Annotated in this window: 19 protein-coding genes; 13 read left to right on the forward strand and 6 right to left on the reverse strand. The window is 64.1% G+C overall.

Translation table 11 applies throughout. The features are described from left to right. Positions 1–69: 69 nt before the first annotated feature. Together JQ641_RS03975 and JQ641_RS03980 are read right to left on the reverse strand one after the other, a co-directional pair. On the reverse strand, positions 70–1,065 hold the full coding sequence (locus JQ641_RS03975; protein ID WP_211994533.1) for a TRAP transporter substrate-binding protein: 996 nt from the start codon (positions 1,063–1,065) through the stop codon (positions 70–72). Positions 1,066–1,150: 85 nt separating this feature from the next. Then, a complete protein-coding gene (locus JQ641_RS03980; RefSeq protein ID WP_211994534.1) occupies positions 1,151–2,509 on the reverse strand; it encodes an NAD(P)H-dependent oxidoreductase in 1,359 nt (452 codons plus the stop codon). 287 nt (positions 2,510–2,796) lie between these two features. Here JQ641_RS03980 and JQ641_RS03985 point away from each other — a divergent pair, with 287 nt between their 5' ends. Further along, positions 2,797–3,702, forward strand: a complete 906-nt coding sequence (locus tag JQ641_RS03985) for a LysR substrate-binding domain-containing protein (RefSeq protein ID WP_211994535.1) — start codon at positions 2,797–2,799, stop codon at positions 3,700–3,702. 25 nt (positions 3,703–3,727) lie between these two features. Here the strand turns inward: JQ641_RS03985 and JQ641_RS03990 are convergent, their stop codons facing one another. Further along, a complete protein-coding gene (locus tag JQ641_RS03990; protein ID WP_211994536.1) occupies positions 3,728–4,186 on the reverse strand; it encodes an SRPBCC family protein in 459 nt (152 codons plus the stop codon). A gap of 118 nt (positions 4,187–4,304) precedes the next feature. On the opposite strand from JQ641_RS03990, the gene JQ641_RS03995 reads away from it, so the two are divergent. From JQ641_RS03995 to JQ641_RS04025, 7 genes are all read left to right on the forward strand, one after another. Continuing rightward, positions 4,305–5,390 carry an adenylate/guanylate cyclase domain-containing protein gene (locus JQ641_RS03995; protein WP_211994537.1) on the forward strand — a complete coding sequence of 362 codons (1,086 nt, stop codon included), beginning with the start codon at positions 4,305–4,307 and terminating at the stop codon, positions 5,388–5,390. An 82-nt stretch (positions 5,391–5,472) separates the two neighbouring features. Next, on the forward strand, positions 5,473–5,826 hold the full coding sequence (locus tag JQ641_RS04000) for an ArsR/SmtB family transcription factor (protein WP_211994538.1): 354 nt from the start codon (positions 5,473–5,475) through the stop codon (positions 5,824–5,826). Positions 5,827–5,838: 12 nt separating this feature from the next. Next, entirely contained in the window at positions 5,839–6,369 is a 531-nt protein-coding gene (locus JQ641_RS04005; protein ID WP_211994539.1) for an SRPBCC family protein, read from the forward strand. Between the two features lie 54 nt (positions 6,370–6,423). After that, positions 6,424–7,170: a DUF899 domain-containing protein gene (locus JQ641_RS04010; RefSeq protein WP_211994540.1), complete on the forward strand. Its 747-nt coding sequence runs from the start codon at positions 6,424–6,426 to the stop codon at positions 7,168–7,170. A 76-nt stretch (positions 7,171–7,246) separates the two neighbouring features. Further along, positions 7,247–7,525 carry a hypothetical protein gene (locus JQ641_RS04015; RefSeq protein ID WP_211994541.1) on the forward strand — a complete coding sequence of 93 codons (279 nt, stop codon included), beginning with the start codon at positions 7,247–7,249 and terminating at the stop codon, positions 7,523–7,525. A gap of 53 nt (positions 7,526–7,578) precedes the next feature. Beyond that, positions 7,579–8,004 (forward strand): GFA family protein, encoded by a 426-nt coding sequence (locus JQ641_RS04020; protein WP_211994694.1) that lies wholly within the window; start codon positions 7,579–7,581, stop codon positions 8,002–8,004. An 89-nt stretch (positions 8,005–8,093) separates the two neighbouring features. Beyond that, positions 8,094–9,326 (forward strand): MFS transporter, encoded by a 1,233-nt coding sequence (locus JQ641_RS04025; protein ID WP_211994542.1) that lies wholly within the window; start codon positions 8,094–8,096, stop codon positions 9,324–9,326. Between the two features lie 75 nt (positions 9,327–9,401). Here the strand turns inward: JQ641_RS04025 and JQ641_RS04030 are convergent, their stop codons facing one another. Continuing rightward, on the reverse strand, positions 9,402–9,839 hold the full coding sequence (locus tag JQ641_RS04030; protein ID WP_211994543.1) for a VOC family protein: 438 nt from the start codon (positions 9,837–9,839) through the stop codon (positions 9,402–9,404). Positions 9,840–10,083: 244 nt separating this feature from the next. On the opposite strand from JQ641_RS04030, the gene JQ641_RS04035 reads away from it, so the two are divergent. From JQ641_RS04035 to JQ641_RS04055, 5 genes are all read left to right on the forward strand, one after another. Next, positions 10,084–11,268 (forward strand): aminotransferase class V-fold PLP-dependent enzyme, encoded by a 1,185-nt coding sequence (locus tag JQ641_RS04035; protein WP_211994695.1) that lies wholly within the window; start codon positions 10,084–10,086, stop codon positions 11,266–11,268. 88 nt (positions 11,269–11,356) lie between these two features. Continuing rightward, positions 11,357–11,707, forward strand: coding sequence for a Lin0512 family protein (locus JQ641_RS04040; protein WP_211994544.1), 351 nt, complete (start codon positions 11,357–11,359; stop codon positions 11,705–11,707). Between the two features lie 69 nt (positions 11,708–11,776). Beyond that, a complete protein-coding gene (locus JQ641_RS04045) occupies positions 11,777–13,111 on the forward strand; it encodes an amidohydrolase (protein ID WP_211994545.1) in 1,335 nt (444 codons plus the stop codon). A 6-nt stretch (positions 13,112–13,117) separates the two neighbouring features. Next, positions 13,118–14,833: a dihydroxy-acid dehydratase gene (gene ilvD, locus JQ641_RS04050; RefSeq protein ID WP_211994546.1), complete on the forward strand. Its 1,716-nt coding sequence runs from the start codon at positions 13,118–13,120 to the stop codon at positions 14,831–14,833. Positions 14,834–14,855: 22 nt separating this feature from the next. Next, complete coding sequence (locus tag JQ641_RS04055; RefSeq protein WP_211994547.1) at positions 14,856–15,536, forward strand: GNAT family N-acetyltransferase; 681 nt, start codon at positions 14,856–14,858, stop codon at positions 15,534–15,536. 8 nt (positions 15,537–15,544) lie between these two features. Here JQ641_RS04055 and JQ641_RS04060 read toward each other — a convergent pair whose 3' ends face one another. Then, complete coding sequence (locus JQ641_RS04060) at positions 15,545–16,177, reverse strand: HAD-IA family hydrolase (RefSeq protein WP_211994548.1); 633 nt, start codon at positions 16,175–16,177, stop codon at positions 15,545–15,547. An 18-nt stretch (positions 16,178–16,195) separates the two neighbouring features. Then, positions 16,196–17,065, reverse strand: coding sequence for an SDR family oxidoreductase (locus JQ641_RS04065; RefSeq protein ID WP_211994549.1), 870 nt, complete (start codon positions 17,063–17,065; stop codon positions 16,196–16,198). Between the last annotated feature and the right edge of the window lie 65 nt (positions 17,066–17,130).

A 17,130-nucleotide genomic window follows, 5' to 3' on the forward strand; every position in this document is an offset into this window, starting at 1 on the left:
TCCGGAAGCGCTCACGCGCCGCCTCGGTCGTGGACCGAAGCGAGCGCGTCCCGCAGCAAGCTGAACGCGTCAGGCGATCTGGCCGATGCGGTCGGCCCATTTCTTGCCCGCCGGAAACTCGGTCGTCAGGCTTTTCACCGTCGCGGTGAAGGCCGCCTTGTCGACCTCGGAGATCACGATCTTCTTGGCCTTGATCAGTTCCAGGACGCGGACGTCGTCGGCGATCACCTTGGGCCGCATCTCGGCTTCCATGTCGCGCGCGGCCTGGTCGACCGCCTGGCGCAGCTCAGGGCTCAGTTTCTGGTAGGCCGGTTCGCTCATGAGGACGCAGTTGTCCTGCATCATGTGCTCGGTCAGCGACAGATGGGTGTTGGCGTCGAAGATGCCCGAATTGTAGGTCAGGCCCATCGGGTTCTCCTGGCCGTCGATCACGCTCGACTTCAGGGCCTGGAAAACTTCGGGGAAGGGAAGCGGGGTAGGCGAGGCGCCGAACAGCTCGAAGGTCCGCCGCCAGAGCGCGGTTTCCGGCACGCGGATTTTGAGCCCCTTCATGTCGGCTGGTACTTTCACCACCCGGTTGCAGGAGAGCATGCGCGGCATGCGCGGGATGGCGCCGAGCGGCCGCAGCTTGGAGGCCTTGGCGATGTCATCCTGATATTCGGCGCGCATCGTGTCCCAGACGCGATCCTTGTGAGCGACGTCCTTGAATAAATAAGGATGGGTCCAGACCTCTGCCGGGCGGTACCAGCCGGCAACCACGCCCTGGCCAGGCGTCGCGATCTGGATCGCGCCCTGGAGGACGGCCTCGACATGCTCGCGTTCGCCGCCGAGCGCGCCGCCATGGTGGCCGGTGATTTCGATCTGTCCCTTGCTCAGTTCGGTGACGCGCTTGTTGAAGAAATCGAGGCTGATGCCGATGAAATCCTGCTGCGAGGCTGCGCTGGCGCCGATCCAGCTGAGCTTCTGAGCCCTCAGCACGCCCGGCATGGCGATCAGCGCCGCTCCGGTCGCAAGCCCGCCGAGCATGGCGCGGCGGGATAGATAGCTTCGTCCCTTGGTCGTCATGGTTAGCCCTCCTCGGTTGTGGTTCGGCCCGTTGTTCGGGCTCTGGGCGATGGCGGGGCGCCACGGCGCCCCGTCATGAAGTCGGTCAGGCGACGCGGGTGTTGGGGCGCGCGAAGGCGGCTTCCATCTCGCGCCGGACCTTTACGGCGATATTGGCGGGGTCGTAGGCGACGTCGCTCCATTTCAGGCGCTGGCCTTCGGCGATGTCGGTCTTGAGCTTGACGTTGTGGGCGAGCCCGAGCGGCAGATAGCCTTCATCGAGCGAGGCCGAGGCGGGCGTCTGCTTGCCCCAGACGCAGAAACCGCCTTCGCCGTCAAGCATCTCGCCGGCCTTGAGCGCGCGCTTGGCGGTAGCGACGACATCAGAGTTGAACATGATCGGCGCGCCCGTCGGCTCCTTGCGCAGGGCGGCGGAGGCGACCGAGATGCCGAGCTCCAGTCCGATCATGTGGATCGGCCGGTACAGGCAGGAATATTTGCCGGTCTTGTCCGGCAGCATGCTGTACTCGCGGAAGCACTCCTCGCTATAGGCGCTGTCGCTCTCGAACACGACGTAGGTTCCCATGACCAGGCTGTTGGGGACATCGGTGCCGTCGCGATAGACGGAGGACGTGACCTCGGTAACGCCGCTGCGCTCCAGCACACCGCCGTCCGATTTCGGCTTGCATATCTCGGCATGCTCGAAACGTGTCGCCGGCGGGAAGGAGAGGCCGTTGGCCTGCGCATGAAGGCCGGTCGCGTTGCAGACAGCGGTCATCTCGATGCCCGACTTGGTGCCGTCGACGAAGCTGTTGAACATCTTCGGATTGATCGAGTTGCGATCCTTGATCTTCATGTACTTGTCGAGGATGTCCCAGACCGTGTCGGGGGTCGACTGGTGGTAGGTCGGGTGGTAGCGCGTGCCCTTGCCGGCCGAGACCACCTTGAAGCCCGCCGCGCGCGCCCAATCGACATGGTCGGCGATCAGCGCCGGCTGGTCGCCCCAGGCGAGCGAATAGACCACGCCGGCCGCGCTCGCCCTGCGGGCCAGGATCGGGCCGGCAACGGCGTCGGCTTCGACATTGACCATGATGATGTGCTTGCCGTGCTCGATCGCTTTCAGCGCGAAGCGGATGCCGGCGCCGGGATCGCCCGTCGCTTCGATGACGACCTCGACTCCGGGATGGGTGACCAGCTTGTCGCCATCGTCGGTGATATGCGTCGCGCCATTCTTGAGCGCGTCCTCGATCGAGGCGGCGGCATATTGCTCCTGCGGCCAGCAGGCGAGCTGCAACTGCGAGCGGGCGCGCGCGGTGTTGAGGTCGGCGACGCCGACGATATGCATGCCGTCGGTGTTGCGGGCCTGCGAGAGGAACATCGTTCCGAATTTTCCGGCGCCGATGATGGCGACCGTGACCGGCCGTCCGGCCGCCGTCCGTTCCAGGAGCATGCGATGCAAGTTCATATTGGTGCGCCTTCCGCCTTCGGCCGATCGATGATCGGGCCAGCCTCATCCAGTGAGAAATCGACGGAAACAGCCATGCCGTGCCGCCTACTTGGCGGCGTACAGCGATCACCAGGCGGGCTTGCGCCGCCTGCCGATGTCAGCCCCCAATATGGCGGGTGGCGTCTCTTCCCGATCGTCAGCAGCTTCATTTGATGAGCTGCATTCCTCATTTCAGCGTGCTAGCATGAGGAAATGGGGCAGCAAAAGCGAATAAGGATGCCTGAATCGATGAGCTGTATTCGTCAATGATTGGCGAGTTGCCGCCCCTGCAGTGGCTGCTGACCTTCCGCGCCGTGATGGAAACCGGCAGCTTTGTCGGTGCGGCCAAGCTGTTGAACCTGACGCCTTCTGCGATCAGCCATCAGATGCGCGCGCTGGAAGGTACGCTCGGGCGCCCGCTGTTCCTGCGCGTCAAGCGAACCGTCATCCCCACAGAGGAGGCGCTGACCTACAGCGCATCGATAGGCGAGAGCTTCGCCCGACTCGTGACCGCAACCAGCCGCGTCGCCTCCGGCGCCGGCGTGCGCCGGCTTCCGATCCACGCCTCGCCAAGCTTCGCGACGCTTTGGCTGGTGCCACGGCTCGGCCAGTTCCTGCGCGAGCACCCGGCGATCGACATTGCGCTCTACGCCAGTCACGAGCCGGCGCGGCTCGGCCAGGACGGCATCCTGGTCGATATCCAGTATGCGCGTCCCGTGCCGGAATCCTGCGAGGCGGTGCCGCTCGTCGAGGAGTTGATCGTGCCGCTCGCGAGCGCAAGCTTCGTCGCCGAGCACCGATTGACGGCGCCTGCCGATATCGCTCGCGTGCCGCTGATCCACTCGCTGCGCTGCGTGGTGCCTTGGGACCAGTGGTCGGCCAGGCACGCGCGGCTGGTGCCGCTCAATCCGCGCGGCCTGCAGTTCGACCGGGCGCATCTTGCGCTCGCGGTCGCGGCGGACGGGCTGGGCCTCGCTCTCGAATCGACCTTGCAGGCGGGTGACCATCTGCGCCGAGGCACCTTGACGATGCCTTTCGGGCCGCTCGGCATTCCTGCCGTCGCTCACCGGCTGCTCTATCGCCGCGAGGATCGCGCCAATCCGGAAATCATCGCCTTTGTTGATTGGATCACCGGCATGCTGGCGCAAGAACGCCATTCCGAATGGCGGTGAACAATGGATTTACGTGCAGGATGGATCACGCCGCGCCCCGCGTGGCATTCGGGCCCCGATCGGGACCAGGATTTTGACCGGCGGCGGCTGAGGTCAGCCGGCCGAGATAATGCGCCCAGCCCTTGTCATGGCTGGCGCGGGTCGCCTCGTTGGGAAGGCCGCTATGGGTCATGCGCAGCAGCGTGCCGCCATCCTTTTCGATCAGATCGATTTCGATCAGGCTTGATCCCGGCGGCACCTCGTCGTTGGATTCCCAGCCAAAACTGTAGGCGAGGCGGTGCACCGGCACGACTTCGCGAAACGCGCCGCGCGCCGTGGCGCTGCCGACGCCTTTCAGGAGATAGAGCCCGCCCGGATGCATCTGTGTCGTCGCCTCGGTGCCCATCCACTGCACGATCTTGTCGGGATCGGTGAGGAAGGCGAACACGCTGGCGCGTGGTGCCGCAATGTGGGTCTCGCGCTGGACGACGAACGCTTCAGTCATCGAAAACCTCGTTGCTCGCTGGCATGAAGAAGGTGCAACCGATGCGAACATATGCCCGCGCGCGGATTTACCAAGGGCGGTTGATGACAATGACGCGCCGCTGCCACATGATCGGCCCATGCAACTCAATTCGACGCTGACATGGCTGGTGGATGCGGCGAGCGCTTCACCGGGGGCGGACCGGTTCCTTGCCGAACTCGGTGCGCATTTGATCGCTGATAATCTGCCGCTCGCCGGCGGCGCCCTGACGCTCGCGGTTCCGCATCCGATCATTGCGCGCCGCACCTGGTTGTGGCGGACCAAGAATGGCGAGGTGATCGAGGCGGTGGGTTTTGCGCCGGCGGATGCAGCACAGAAGGACTCCGCTGGCGATGCCGGCTGGCGTTGGCTGGCCGGGCTCGCGGACGGAATGGTGCATGAAGACGTCGTGGGACCGGGACCGGAAGGACCTGTGCTCTCATGGATCGGGCCGCATCAGTTCACGGCAACAGAGATCGCCCGGCTGCGTGAGGTCGCCCGATTTGCCGCCGCACCACTCGCCGCACTTTCAGCGCGCGCGACGCTGACCGCAGCGCTGGAGGCTTATCTTGGCCGGCGCAGCGCGGCGCGCGTTTTGGCAGGACCATTGCGGCGCGATGTCGGTGAGACCATCCGCGCCGCGCTGCTCTTTGCTGATTTGCGCAGCTTCACCGCGTTGTCCGAGAGCGAGCCGCCGCCTTCCGTCATCACCGCGCTGGATGCCTGGTTCGATTGCATGGCCGGCGCGGTCCACGCCTTTGGCGGTGAAGTGCTGAAGTTTATCGGCGATGGCATGCTCGCGATCTTTCCGGTCACCGGGGACAATGCCGGCGATGCCTGCAACGCGGCGCTTCGTGCGGTCACATCCGCGCAAGCCGGCATGGCGCATCTTGATGAGATCAGGCGAGAGCAGGGCTTGCCATCGCTTTCGTTCGGCGCCGCGCTGCATCTCGGCGAAATCCTTTGGGGCAATGTCGGCGCGGCGGACCGGCTGGATTTCACCGCGATCGGTCCCGCCGTCAATCTGGTCAGCCGGCTCGAAGGGCTTTGCCGGCCGCTCGGCCGGACGGTTCTGATTTCCGGTGCGGTCGCCGCCGAGACCACCGCAAAACTGATCCCGCTCGGAACGCATGCTTTGCGCGGCATCGTGGCTCCGTGCGACGTCTACACCGTGCCGGACGGCTAGCGCGGGAACCGGACAGAGCCCGATCACAAAGAAGTTAAACCGATCGGTTGACAATCCGGACTGTGCGACTATGTTAAACCACATGGTTGAGCAACAAGCCCATCTCGACGCCGTCTTTCATGCCCTCGCGGACCCCACGCGGCGAGCCATGCTCGGCCAGCTCGCGGAACGCGAACTCACGATCGGGGAACTGGCGACCCCGTTCAGCATGAGTTTCGCGGGCGCCTCGAAACACGTGCGGGTTCTTGAGAACGCGGGGCTGGTGACGCGCACGATTCAGGGCCGGACGCATCTCTGCCGCCTGCAAGCGGCGCGGCTTGCCGAAGCCAATGAGTGGCTGCGGCGTTATGAGCGCTTCTGGAATGAAAAACTCGACACGCTGGAATCCCTGTTGCGCGCCGAAGACGAAGCAGCCGCAAAGAAAAGCAAGACGTGAAGGAGCAGAACGATGGATGCGAAGACACCCGACGCCTACGGCACGCTGATCGAACCCACCACGCTGAAGATCCAGCGGCTGTTGCCCGGTCCGATCGAGCGCATCTGGGCCTATCTCACCGACAGCGACCTGCGCCGCAAATGGCTGGCGGCAGGCGCGATGGAGATGAAGGTCGGCGCACCAGTCGAATTGGTCTGGCGCAACGGCCAGCTCAACGATCCGCCGAGCCCGCGGCCAGCGGATTTTCCCGAAGAGCACCGCATGCAGAGCCGGATCACCGAACTCGATCCGATGCGCAAGCTTTCCATTGCCTGGAACAACAGCGGCGACGTGACGTTTGAACTGGAGCCAAAGGGGCAGGGCGTGCTGCTGACGGTGATCCATCGCCGCCTGCCCGATCGCGCGACCCTGCTCAAGGTCGGCGCCGGTTGGCACATGCACCTCGATGTCCTGGTCGCCCGCGCATCCGGCAAGGAGCCGGCGCCGTTCTGGGAAGGCTGGAGCAGGCTGCGCGACGAATACGACCGGCGGCTGCCGGCCTGACGCCGCAGCACGACGCGTAACGCAACAAGCATCGCAACCAACAGGAGGCTAGCTATGACTCTAGCAATGAAGACTCATGTCGTTTCGGCACAGGAGTGGGAAGCCGCACGTCAGCAGATGCTGGTGAAGGAAAAGGCCAATACCCGCGCTCGTGACGCGCTGGCCGCCGAGCGCCGGCGGATGCCGTGGGTGGCTGTGGACAAGACCTATGCGTTCGAAGGACCGGACGGCAAAGCGAGCCTGGTCGACTTGTTCGACGGCCGACGTCAGTTGATCGTCTACCGCGCCTTCTTCGAGCCCGGAGTGCACGGCTGGCCCGAACAAGCCTGCCGCGGCTGCTCCATGGGGGCCGACCAGGTCGCCCACCTCGCTCATCTGAACGCCCGCGATACCACGCTTGCATTTGTCTCGCGCGCGCCCCAGGCGGACATCGCGCGGCTCAAGAAGCGGATGGAATGGGAGATGCCCTGGTACACCATCACCGACAGTTTCGACAAAGACTTCGGCGTCGACGAATGGCACGGCACCAACGTGTTCATCCGCGACGGCAACAAGATTTTCCGGACCTACTTCATCAACAACCGCGGCGACGAGCAGATGGGCAGCACCTGGAACTACCTCGACATCACGCCGCTCGGCCGCCAGGAAGTGTGGGAGGATTCTCCGGAAGGCACTCCGCAGACACCGACCTACAAATGGTGGAACTGGCACGACAGCTACGTGCCGGACGCCGCACCCGACAGGAAATGGGTCGAGGTGTCGGATGCCGGCGAGGCCGCCATGCGGAAACAAAGCGGCTAGTGCCACTGGCGTAAGCCACCGCTCGCGGCTCTGCGCGAGCGGTGCGGGCAGGTAACGGCAACACGGGAGAACGACCATGAGTGAGACGCATGCCGTCGCACGCGGTACTGGTGCGATTCCTTGTGACAACGGCAACGCGGCCGCGATCGGCGCCGCCGATTTTCTGTACCTCGCGGCCGCGCCGACCTTCGCGGCTATGGCGCTGCTGACCTCTTTCGGATCGCTGGATGTGCTGTGTTCGGGCGCGTCACCGCTGGGCGGCATGGTCCCGATGTATTTGCTGATGAGCGCCTTTCATCTGGCGCCGTGGCTGACACTGATTTCCCGCCGGCGAAATGGTGTTCGCCGGTGCTGATCCTGCGTTCGAAATCCAGATTGCCTCGCATCACCCCCACGATAAGGAACAACATGAGCAAAGCTTTTTTCGGCGGCTGCGCCTGCGCCGCGATCCGTTATGAAATTTCCGGCGAACCCGTCTTCATGAACCACTGTCAATGCCTTGACTGCCAGCGCAGGAGCGGCACCGGGCACGGGTCCTATCTGACCTTCATGGGCAGGAAGAACGTAAAACTCGAAGGCGAGGCGGCGCGTTGCGACGTCGTTGCCGACAGCGGCAATGTGAAGACGCACAGCTTCTGCCCGGCCTGCGGGTCACCGGTCTACCTGACCTTCGCGGCGATGCCCGATTTCATTACCGTGCACGCGGCGAGCCTCGACGATCCCGGCCGTTTCAAGCCGCAGGCCGTCACCTACGGGATGCGCGGCCACGCCTGGGATGATCTCGACCCAGCCTTGCCGAAATTCGACAAGATGCCACCTGCTGCCAGTTCCTGAACCGAGGGCTCAAAAAATTATCCTGATCATGTCGCCTTTGGCGCTTCTCGTACGTCTTGAACAAAGAAGCGCCAAAACGGAGATTTGTAATGGACCATTCTCGCTATCGTTGGGTGATCGTCGCGGCCGGCGGCACGCTCGGCTGCGTCGCGATCGGCGCGATGTTTTCGCTGCCGGTGCTGCTGCAATCAATCACGCGTGATACCGGCTGGTCGGTCGCCGGCGTATCGAGCGCGATGACGGTCGGTTTCCTGGCGATGGCGTGCTGCAGCATGCTCTGGGGCTCGCTGTCCGACCGCTTCGGACCGCTGCCGGTGGTGCTGACGGGATCATTGGTGTTGGCGGCAAGCCTATTGCTCGCCAGCCTGGCGACGTCGCTGCTCGCGTTCCAGTTCGTCTTCGGCGTTCTCGTCGGCGGCGCGATTGCCGCGATCTTTGCGCCGATGATGGCCTGCGTTACCGGCTGGTTCGATACAAATCGCAGCCTCGCGGTGTCCTTGGTGTCGGCCGGCATGGGAATCGCACCCATGACCATGGCGCCGCTGGTGGCCTGGCTGGTCTCGTTCCATGACTGGCGAACGACACTGCAGATCGTGGCTGCGATTGTTGCTGTCATCATGATTCCGGTATCGCTCTTGGTGCGGCGCCCGCCGGCGCTCGCGGCGGCCAGTGCCAGTACCCTGGTAAACGGCGAGCAGCAGACCGAGATGTCGGTCGGCGAGGCGGTGCGGTCGCCCCAGTTCGCAATCCTGCTGCTGACGAATTTCTTCTGCTGCGCCACCCATTCGGGTCCGATCATCCACACGGTCAGCTATGCCGTCAGTTGCGGTATCCCGCTGATCGCGGCGGTGTCGATCTACAGCCTCGAAGGGCTCACCGGGCTCGGCGGCCGCATCGCGTTCGGCATCCTCGGTGACAAATTAGGCGCCAAGCGCGTTCTGGTGGCGGGATTGCTGGTGCAGGCCTTCGGCGCGCTGGCCTATGTGTTCGTCCGCGACCTTGCTGGCTTCTACGCTGTGGCGGCGGTGTTCGGCTTCATCTATGCCGGCACGATGCCACTATATGCTGCAATCGCGCGCGAGAATTTCCCGTTGAAGATGATGGGCACCGTGATCGGCGGCACCGCGATGGCCGGCAGCCTCGGTATGGCCACGGGGCCGGTCGCCGGCGGTCTGATCTACGATACCCTTGGCAGCTATACATGGCTTTATGTCGGCTCCTGGGCGATGGGACTGGGCGCGTTCCTGGTCGCGATGACATTCAAACCGTTCCCCAAGGCGAACGCCAACGCGCAAGCGGCGCCGGTGCCGGCCTCAGCATAGTCAGATAAGCAAACCCGGGCGCGTATTAGCGCGCCCGGGCTCGTTGTTACCTTGATCGCCCTGCCGTGTCAGGGATCAGCCGGCAAATGCCTTGTCGAGATCGGCAATGACGATCTTTCGCATCTTCATCATGGCCTGCATGGCGCGATCGGCCTTCGTGCGATCGGGATCGCCGAGGTAACGACCAAGGGCCGTGGGCACAACCTGCCAGGACAGGCCGAATTTGTCCTTCAGCCATCCGCATTGCGATTCTTCGCCGCCGTCGGCGGTCAGTCTGCCCCAGAAATAGTCCACCTCTTCCTGGGTCTCGACGCTGATGAAGAAGGACACCGCCTCGGTGAATTTGTACTTGGGTCCGCCATTGAGGGCGTTGAACTTCTGTCCCTCAAGCTCGAAACTCGCCATGAAGTCATTGACGATTTCGACCTTGGCATTGGGAAACACCGATTTGTAGAAGGCGACGGCCGCAGGGACGTTGTTGTCGAACCAGAGGAACGGCGTGATGGAAGTCATGACGGATGTCCTTGTCGGTTGGGGTGAATAGGCAGGCTCGGTGCTTTGGAGGGAGAGGGTGGCGAGGTCGACAGGCAGATCAGCGAGGAGTATTGGGCCGTCGTCGGCGTGGGCTCATCGGGTGGACGAACGAGGGGACGGGATTCCGACACGGTCTGTCTCTTTTTCGCTATGCCAAATCCACCCCTCCGAGGGCAGGGCTGGTCTGGTAGGCTCCCTCAGTTCGTCTGAAACCGGATTGCTCATGTCCATTGATCTTGAACACCTTCGCGCTGAGACGCCCGGTGTCGTCGGCCGTGTCCACCTCAACAATGCAGGCGCCGGGCTGATGCCCTTGCCGGTGCTGCAGGCGATGACAGACTACCTCAGGCGAGAGGCCGAAATCGGGGGCTACGAGACGGCCGCCGAGGCCGCGGTACGCCTTGACGGCGTTTACGATAGTGTTGCCGGTCTGATCGGCGCCGCCAGGGATGAGATTGCGCTGACCGAAAATGCCACTGTGGCGTGGCAAATGGCCTTTTACGCCCTGCCGCTGCGCGCCGGCGACCGCATCCTGACCGCACGGGCCGAATACGCGGCGAACTACGTTGCGTTTCTGCAGGTCGCCAGGCGCACTGGGGCGGTGATCGAGATCATCCCTGATGACGCAGATGGCGTGCTGGATGCAGAAGCGCTGGAGCGGATGCTTGACGATCGCGTGCGTCTGATCGCGGTCACCTGGGTGCCCACCAATGGCGGCCTGGTGAATCCTGCGGCTGACGTCGGCCGCATCGCACGGGCGCACGGGATTCCCTATCTGCTCGACGCGTGTCAGGCGGTCGGACAGATGCCAGTCAACGTCGCCGCGCTTGGCTGCGACATGCTTTCAGCGACGGGACGCAAGTTCTTGCGCGGTCCGCGCGGGACCGGATTCCTGTATGTGCGTCGCGAACTGCTGGGCAAGCTCGAGCCGCCGATGATCGACCATTTTGGAGCGCCGTGGGTGGCGCCCGATCGCTACCAGCTTCGGGCCGACGCCCGTCGCTTCGAGACCTGGGAGAACAACTACGCCACAAGATTAGGGCTTGGTGTCGCGGTGGACTACGCGCGGGCGATCGGAATCGAGCCGATTGCCGCGCGTTGCCGAACGTTGGCTGGCCTGCTGCGCACCGGGCTTGACCAGATTCCTGATGTCACAATCCATGACCTCGGGCCGCACCCGGCGGCGATCGTCACATTCTCCGTCCCTGGCTTTGAGGCCGATGCGGTTAAAACGCATCTGGCCGGGGCGGGAATCAATGTCAGCACGTCGGACCCTGCGAGCACGCTGCTCGACGCGCAGCGGCGTGCATTACCTTCGATCGTGCGGGCCTCGCCGCATTATTACAATACCGAGGACGAAATCGATCGTCTGACGACGGCTGTTCGTAAGCTCAGGGATCGCCAGTGATTAGTCGGCCGCTTGCCTTCGGACCGCCATGGCGCGAAACTCTGCGCCAGAACTGATTTCCTCGCACTTCAATGAAAGCAAAAACCTGATGGCACGCGTGCGCTGTATTACCGAAATGGGCATGGGCGTTGATGTTCATGGCCGCGACGCCACCAAGGCCGCGAAGCGTGCGGTCTCGGACGCGATCCGCCACTCCAGCCTCGGCTTCTTCCGGATGCTGGGCAAAACCGCCAACGATATGTACGTCGATGTCACCATCGCCGTGCCGAACCCCGAGGCGGTGGATACCGCTGAAGTCGCCAAGGAATTGCCATATGGCACCAAGACCGTGAAGGCGATCGCGGGCGGGCTCGAGATCCCGTCCGATCTGGGCAACGATCCGATCCTGATCGCGAACGCTGCCGTGATCGTGAGCTTTGACGACGGCAAAACCGGGTAGACACCCGACAAGCCGTCGTCCAAGCTGCCGATAAGAGCAACACCGGGGAAACAAGGGAGCGCCGCCGCCATGAAGCACTTGGTCAAATCCTTGCTTTTGTCATCGGCGCTCTGTGCATTCACGCTCTGGCCCGCGCATGCCGAACTGGACGTTCCCGCGCTCAAGGCCGCGATCGAGAAATCGTTCGAGGCGGACTATCCAAAACTCGATGCGCTCTACAAGGATCTCCATGCCCATCCTGAACTCGCCTTTCAGGAGGTAAAGACCGCGGCAAAACTCGCCGCCGAGATGCGCGCGCTTGGTTTTGAGGTGACCGAGAAGGTCGGCCGGACCGGGCTGGTTGCGATCTACAAGAATGGTGACGGCCCCACCATTCTGGTGCGCACCGAGCTCGATGCGCTGCCGATGGAGGAGAAGACCGGCCTCGAGTATGCGAGCCGTGAAAAGACCACCTGGAACGGCCGCGAGACGTTCATCGCGCATAGCTGCGGCCATGACATTCACATGGCGAACTGGGTCGGCACGGCCAAGACACTGGTAGGTATGAAGGACCAGTGGAAGGGCACCTTGATGTTCATCGCGCAGCCGGCCGAGGAAATCGTGCAAGGCGCGAAGGCCATGCTGGATGACGGCCTGTTCACGCGATTTCCGAAGCCCGATTTCGCCTTTGCCCTGCATGCCGGCGGCGTTCCCTACGGCAATGTCAACTATCGCGTCGGCGTCGGCTCATCCACGGTTGACGGCCTCTATATCAAGTTCCGTGGCCGCGGCGGTCACGGAGCGATGCCGCAACTGACCATCGATCCCGTGATGATGGCCGCGCGATTTATCGTCGATGTGCAGAGCGTGATCAGCCGCGAAAAGGATCCGACCGAATTCGCAGTCGTCACCATTGGATCGATCCATAGCGGCACGGTCGGCAATATCATCCCGGACGAGGCGACGCTGCTGGGGACTATCCGCACCTTCAAGCCTGCGGTGCGCAACAAACTGGTCGCGGGTATCGAACGGGTGGCGAAGGCCGCCGCCGAGATGTCGGATGCGCCGCCACCGGAGATCAGGATCGCGGAGGGTACCAAGGCCGTGATCAACGATCCCGCCGTGGTCGCGACCGCCGAGAAGGTGCTGAAGGCGGCGTTCGGCGAAAAGCTGAGGCTGACGCCCGCGAACACGACCAGCGAGGATTTTTCCGAATTCGCCGGAGCCGGGGTGCCGTCGATGATGTTCAATATCGGCGTCTACGAGCCGGAACGGTGGATGGCGGCAAACAAGGCCGGGACGCCGCTGCCCGGCAATCATTCACCGCTGTTCGCACCGGTACCGAAGCCGACTATTCAAACCGGCATCACGGCGTTGACGCTCGCGGTGCTCAGCGCGTTCGATCAGCATGCAAGAGGCAAATAAGCAATAATGGTTGAAGACAGCAGCACCTACTGGAAGAAAGCCCGCGTCGAACTGCGTGCCGCCGGTTTCGAACCGGACCGCGCCGCGAAGACCAGCGCTGTCGTGACGATTGCGAGCGCCTATACCAATGCGCATCGGTGCAACAATCGCGTGCGTACCATTACCGATTTGCTGGTCGAACTTCTCGCCGAGCGAGGCGGGCAGGGGCTGATCGTTGGGGCGCCGGCGGTGTCGGACGCGCTGACGCAGGGCACGCCGACGGCAGGCTACAGCCTGGCGTCCCGTGACGTCGTCGCCGATTGCTTCGAGATCGGCCACTACGCGCACCATGGCGACGCCATGATCGTGATCTCCGGCTGCGACAAGACAGGCGCTGCCGCCTTGATGCCGCTGGCGCGGACCAATGCCTTCGGGCTCGTGCTCTATCCCGGCACCAGTTCGCCGGGCCGGGTGTCGTTCGGGGCGTGGGCCGCCAAGGGCAACAATCTGACCATCATGGATTACGCCGAGGCGCGCGCGGCCAACGATTCCGGCCGCATCTCGTCGGAAGAGCTGACCGAGATTGAGCGCAACGTGATGCCCGGCAGCGGCACCTGCGGCGCGATGTTCACCGCCAACACGATGAGCACGATTGCGGAAGCGATCGGCATGATGCTGCCGCGCGGCGCCTCGCATCCCGCCGACTACCACGCCGGCAGCGATATCCATGCCGACGTCCGCGCGCAGGCCCGCGCCTCGGTCGATGCGCTGTACCGGCTGATCGAGGCCGGAATCCGGCCGCGCGACATCATGACCGAGCGCGCATTCGAGAACGCGATCACCACCGTCTACGCGATGGGCGGTTCGACCAACATGTATCTGCATCTGCTCGCGGTCGCGCGCGAGGCGCAGGTGCCGGTCGGCATCGAGCGCATCCAGGCGGTCGGCGAACGGGTGCCGCTGCTGGCCGACCTGCAGCCGCATGGACCCTTTGCGATGGGAAGCCTGCATGCGATCGGCGGCGTGCCTGTCGTGATGAAGGAGCTGCTGCGCAACGGCCTGCTGCACGGCGACGTGATGACGGTGACCGGCAAGACGCTGGCGGAAAACCTCGCTGATGTGCCGACGCTGGAGCAGATCGGCCCACAGAAGGTCGTTTCGCCGGTGGCACGTCCCGTCGCGCCGCCGAACAACCACATCAGCGTGCTGAAGGGCAATCTCGCGCCGGAAAGCTGCCTGCTCAAGCTCTCCGGCAAGACGCTCGACAACGGGCAATTCCGCGGCACGGCGCGGGTGTTCGAATCCGAGGCCGCCACGATGGCTGCGATCCGCGCCGGCGAGATCGTGGCCGGCAATGTGATCGTGGTGCGCAATGTCGGTCCGGTCGGCGGGCCTGGCATGCCCGAAATGGTAATGCTGACGATCCAGTTGCAGGGGCAGGGCCTCGGTGAGGATGTTGCGCTCATCACCGATGGGCGCTTCTCCGGCGTCTCGCACGGCATCCTGATCGGCCATGTTTCGCCGGAAGCGGCGCGTGGCGGTCCGATCGCGGCGGTCCGCGACGGCGATGTCATCGTGATCGATCCCGGCGCTCGCACCGTCACCCTCGACGTGTCGCCCGAGGAGATCGCCCGGCGCATGGCCGACTGGCGCGCGCCTGACGCGGGGCGGGTGCGGCGCGGCTCGGTGCACGACAAGTATATCCGTCTGGTGTCGTCGGCGCATTACGGCTGCGTGCTTTGAGCGGACTTGCGCCGGCAGAACCATGACCCAACCGCTCGATCAGCCCATCTGGAGCGCATTGACGACCCGGCAGCAGGCACTGGCCGAGGGCGGCACCGTGGCGCGGCGCTTCCCGCTTGCGATCGCGCCATTCGCCGACATGGTGGACATGTCGCGCGAAAGTTTTGCCGCCCTCGGCGCGCTGATGTCCGGATCCGAGATCGCTGTGCTGTTTACGCCGGACGCTGTGACCGCGCCGGATCAATTCAAGACGCTGCTCGCCGAAACCGGAGAGCAGATGGTCGGCACACCAGCGCAAAGTTCGCTGCCCGGCGTGGAGATCGTCACGCTCGGCGTGGCCGACGTGCCCGAGATGATCGCGCTGGTCGAGCTGACCAAACCCGGGCCGTTCAGTACGCGAACCCACGAACTCGGAACGTTTCTCGGCATCAGGATCGACGGCCAGCTCGTCGCGATGACCGGCGAGCGCATGAAGCCCGGCAATTACACCGAGATGACCGCCGTCTGCGTGCATCCGGATCACCGCGGCCGCGGCTACGCGCAAGCGCTGCTCGGCGCGGTTGCCCGCGGAATCGTTGATCGAGGCGAGATTCCGTTCCTGCATGTGTTCAGCAGCAACACCTCGGCGATCGCGCTTTATCGGCGGCAAGGCATGGAAATCCGCCGTCGCCTGCATGTGACGGTGCTGCAGAAGAAGGCGTGACCGTTAAATCAGGCGATCGTGAGCTTTTGTTTGATCTCGTCGAACGTATGGAAGAAATGCGTCGGCCCGGCTGCCTGCAGCGCGGCGGGCAGGGCGTAGCCCCAGGCGACCGCGCCGGAATCCATCCCGGCGGCCCTGGCGGCTTCGATATCGCGGAGTTCGTCGCCAATGCAGAGGACTTCGGAAGGAATCGTTCCGAGCTGCCGCGCAACGCGTTTGAATTTGTGATGCTTGCCGAAGAGCGAGGCGCCGCAGTCGAAACGTTCAATCAGCGCCGCGGAAGGACCGAGGACCCGGCGTACCGATCTTTCGCTGTCGGAGCTGACGATCGCGGTGTGGATGCCGAGGCTCTGCAGGTCGGCCAGCAGTTGCGGGACGCCGTCGAACAGCGATATCTGGTTTGCGGCCGCAAGCTTTCGGCGCCGCATGTCGCGCGAGATGGCCGGAAGCTTCCACATCGGCATGTTGAGGCGGGCGATGATTTCGCGGCCCGACCGTCCGCGCAATCCCTCCAGTTCCTCGGCGCTGACGGGCGCTAGGTCGAACTTCGCGATCAGGTCCTGAAAAACGGTTCGAAACCAGGGAAGCGAGTCGGCGAGCGTGCCGTCGAAATCGAAAATGGCAAGGCGATAGCGGGGCATGCGGGATCGACTAGCACATCACCTGTCGCCGCTGAAATAGTCCGGCTTGCCCGTGGTCCAGGTCTCGCCCCAGAGCTGACCGCCGCCGTCGACCGTCAGCGTTTCGCCGGTGACGAATTTGCCGGATGGGGCGGCGAGGTAGACGCTGGCTTCCGCGATGTCCCATGGCGAGCCCGCGCGCATCATCGGGTTCGAGCGCGAATAGGCGGCGCGGGCTTCCGGCGTGTAGACGTTCCAACCCTCGGTCTCGATCGCGCCGGGCGCCATGCAATTGACGCGGATGTTCAGCGGCGCCCATTCGACCGCAACGGCGCGCGACAGCCCGATCACGCCGGACCGCGCCGCGACCGAATGCGCGATGCCGTAGAGCCCATGCGTCGTCACCACCACGATGTTGACAATGCTGCCGGGATGCTTGCGGTCGCGCCAGCGCTGCGCGGCGGCCTGCATCATGTACCAGGTGCCGTTCAGATTGGTGTTGATGACTGTGTTCCAGCCCTTCACGGAAAAATCGATCGCGGCTTGCGGAAACTGTCCGCCGGCGCTGTTGATGAGAATATCGAGGCGGCCATGGGCGTCCCATACCGCATCGAACAGGGCGTGGACGGCGTCGGGCTCGCGGATGTCGGCGGTGTGGGCCGATGCTTTCAGGCCGCGTCCGGTCATTTCGGCGACCAGCGCATCGAGCTTGCCCTGATCGCGCCCGGCCACGGCGACATGCGCGCCAAGCCGCGCAAACAGCCAGGCGATCGCCCGCCCGATGCCACCGGCGCCGCCCGAGACCAGCACGACCTGATCCTTCAGTGCATCGGCCGCGAACACGGTCGGATGAACCGCGAGTTCCGCATCGGTCAGCCCGAGCTTCTCTGGTGTTGGATGATCCGTCATTGGCGGCGCCGACCCTTGTTATGCGCGGCAAGGTTCGTACATTACCGGCGCAACAACAACCACGA

The sequence above is a fragment of the Bradyrhizobium sp. JYMT SZCCT0180 genome, assembly GCF_018130165.1.
Classification (GTDB): domain Bacteria; phylum Pseudomonadota; class Alphaproteobacteria; order Rhizobiales; family Xanthobacteraceae; genus Bradyrhizobium.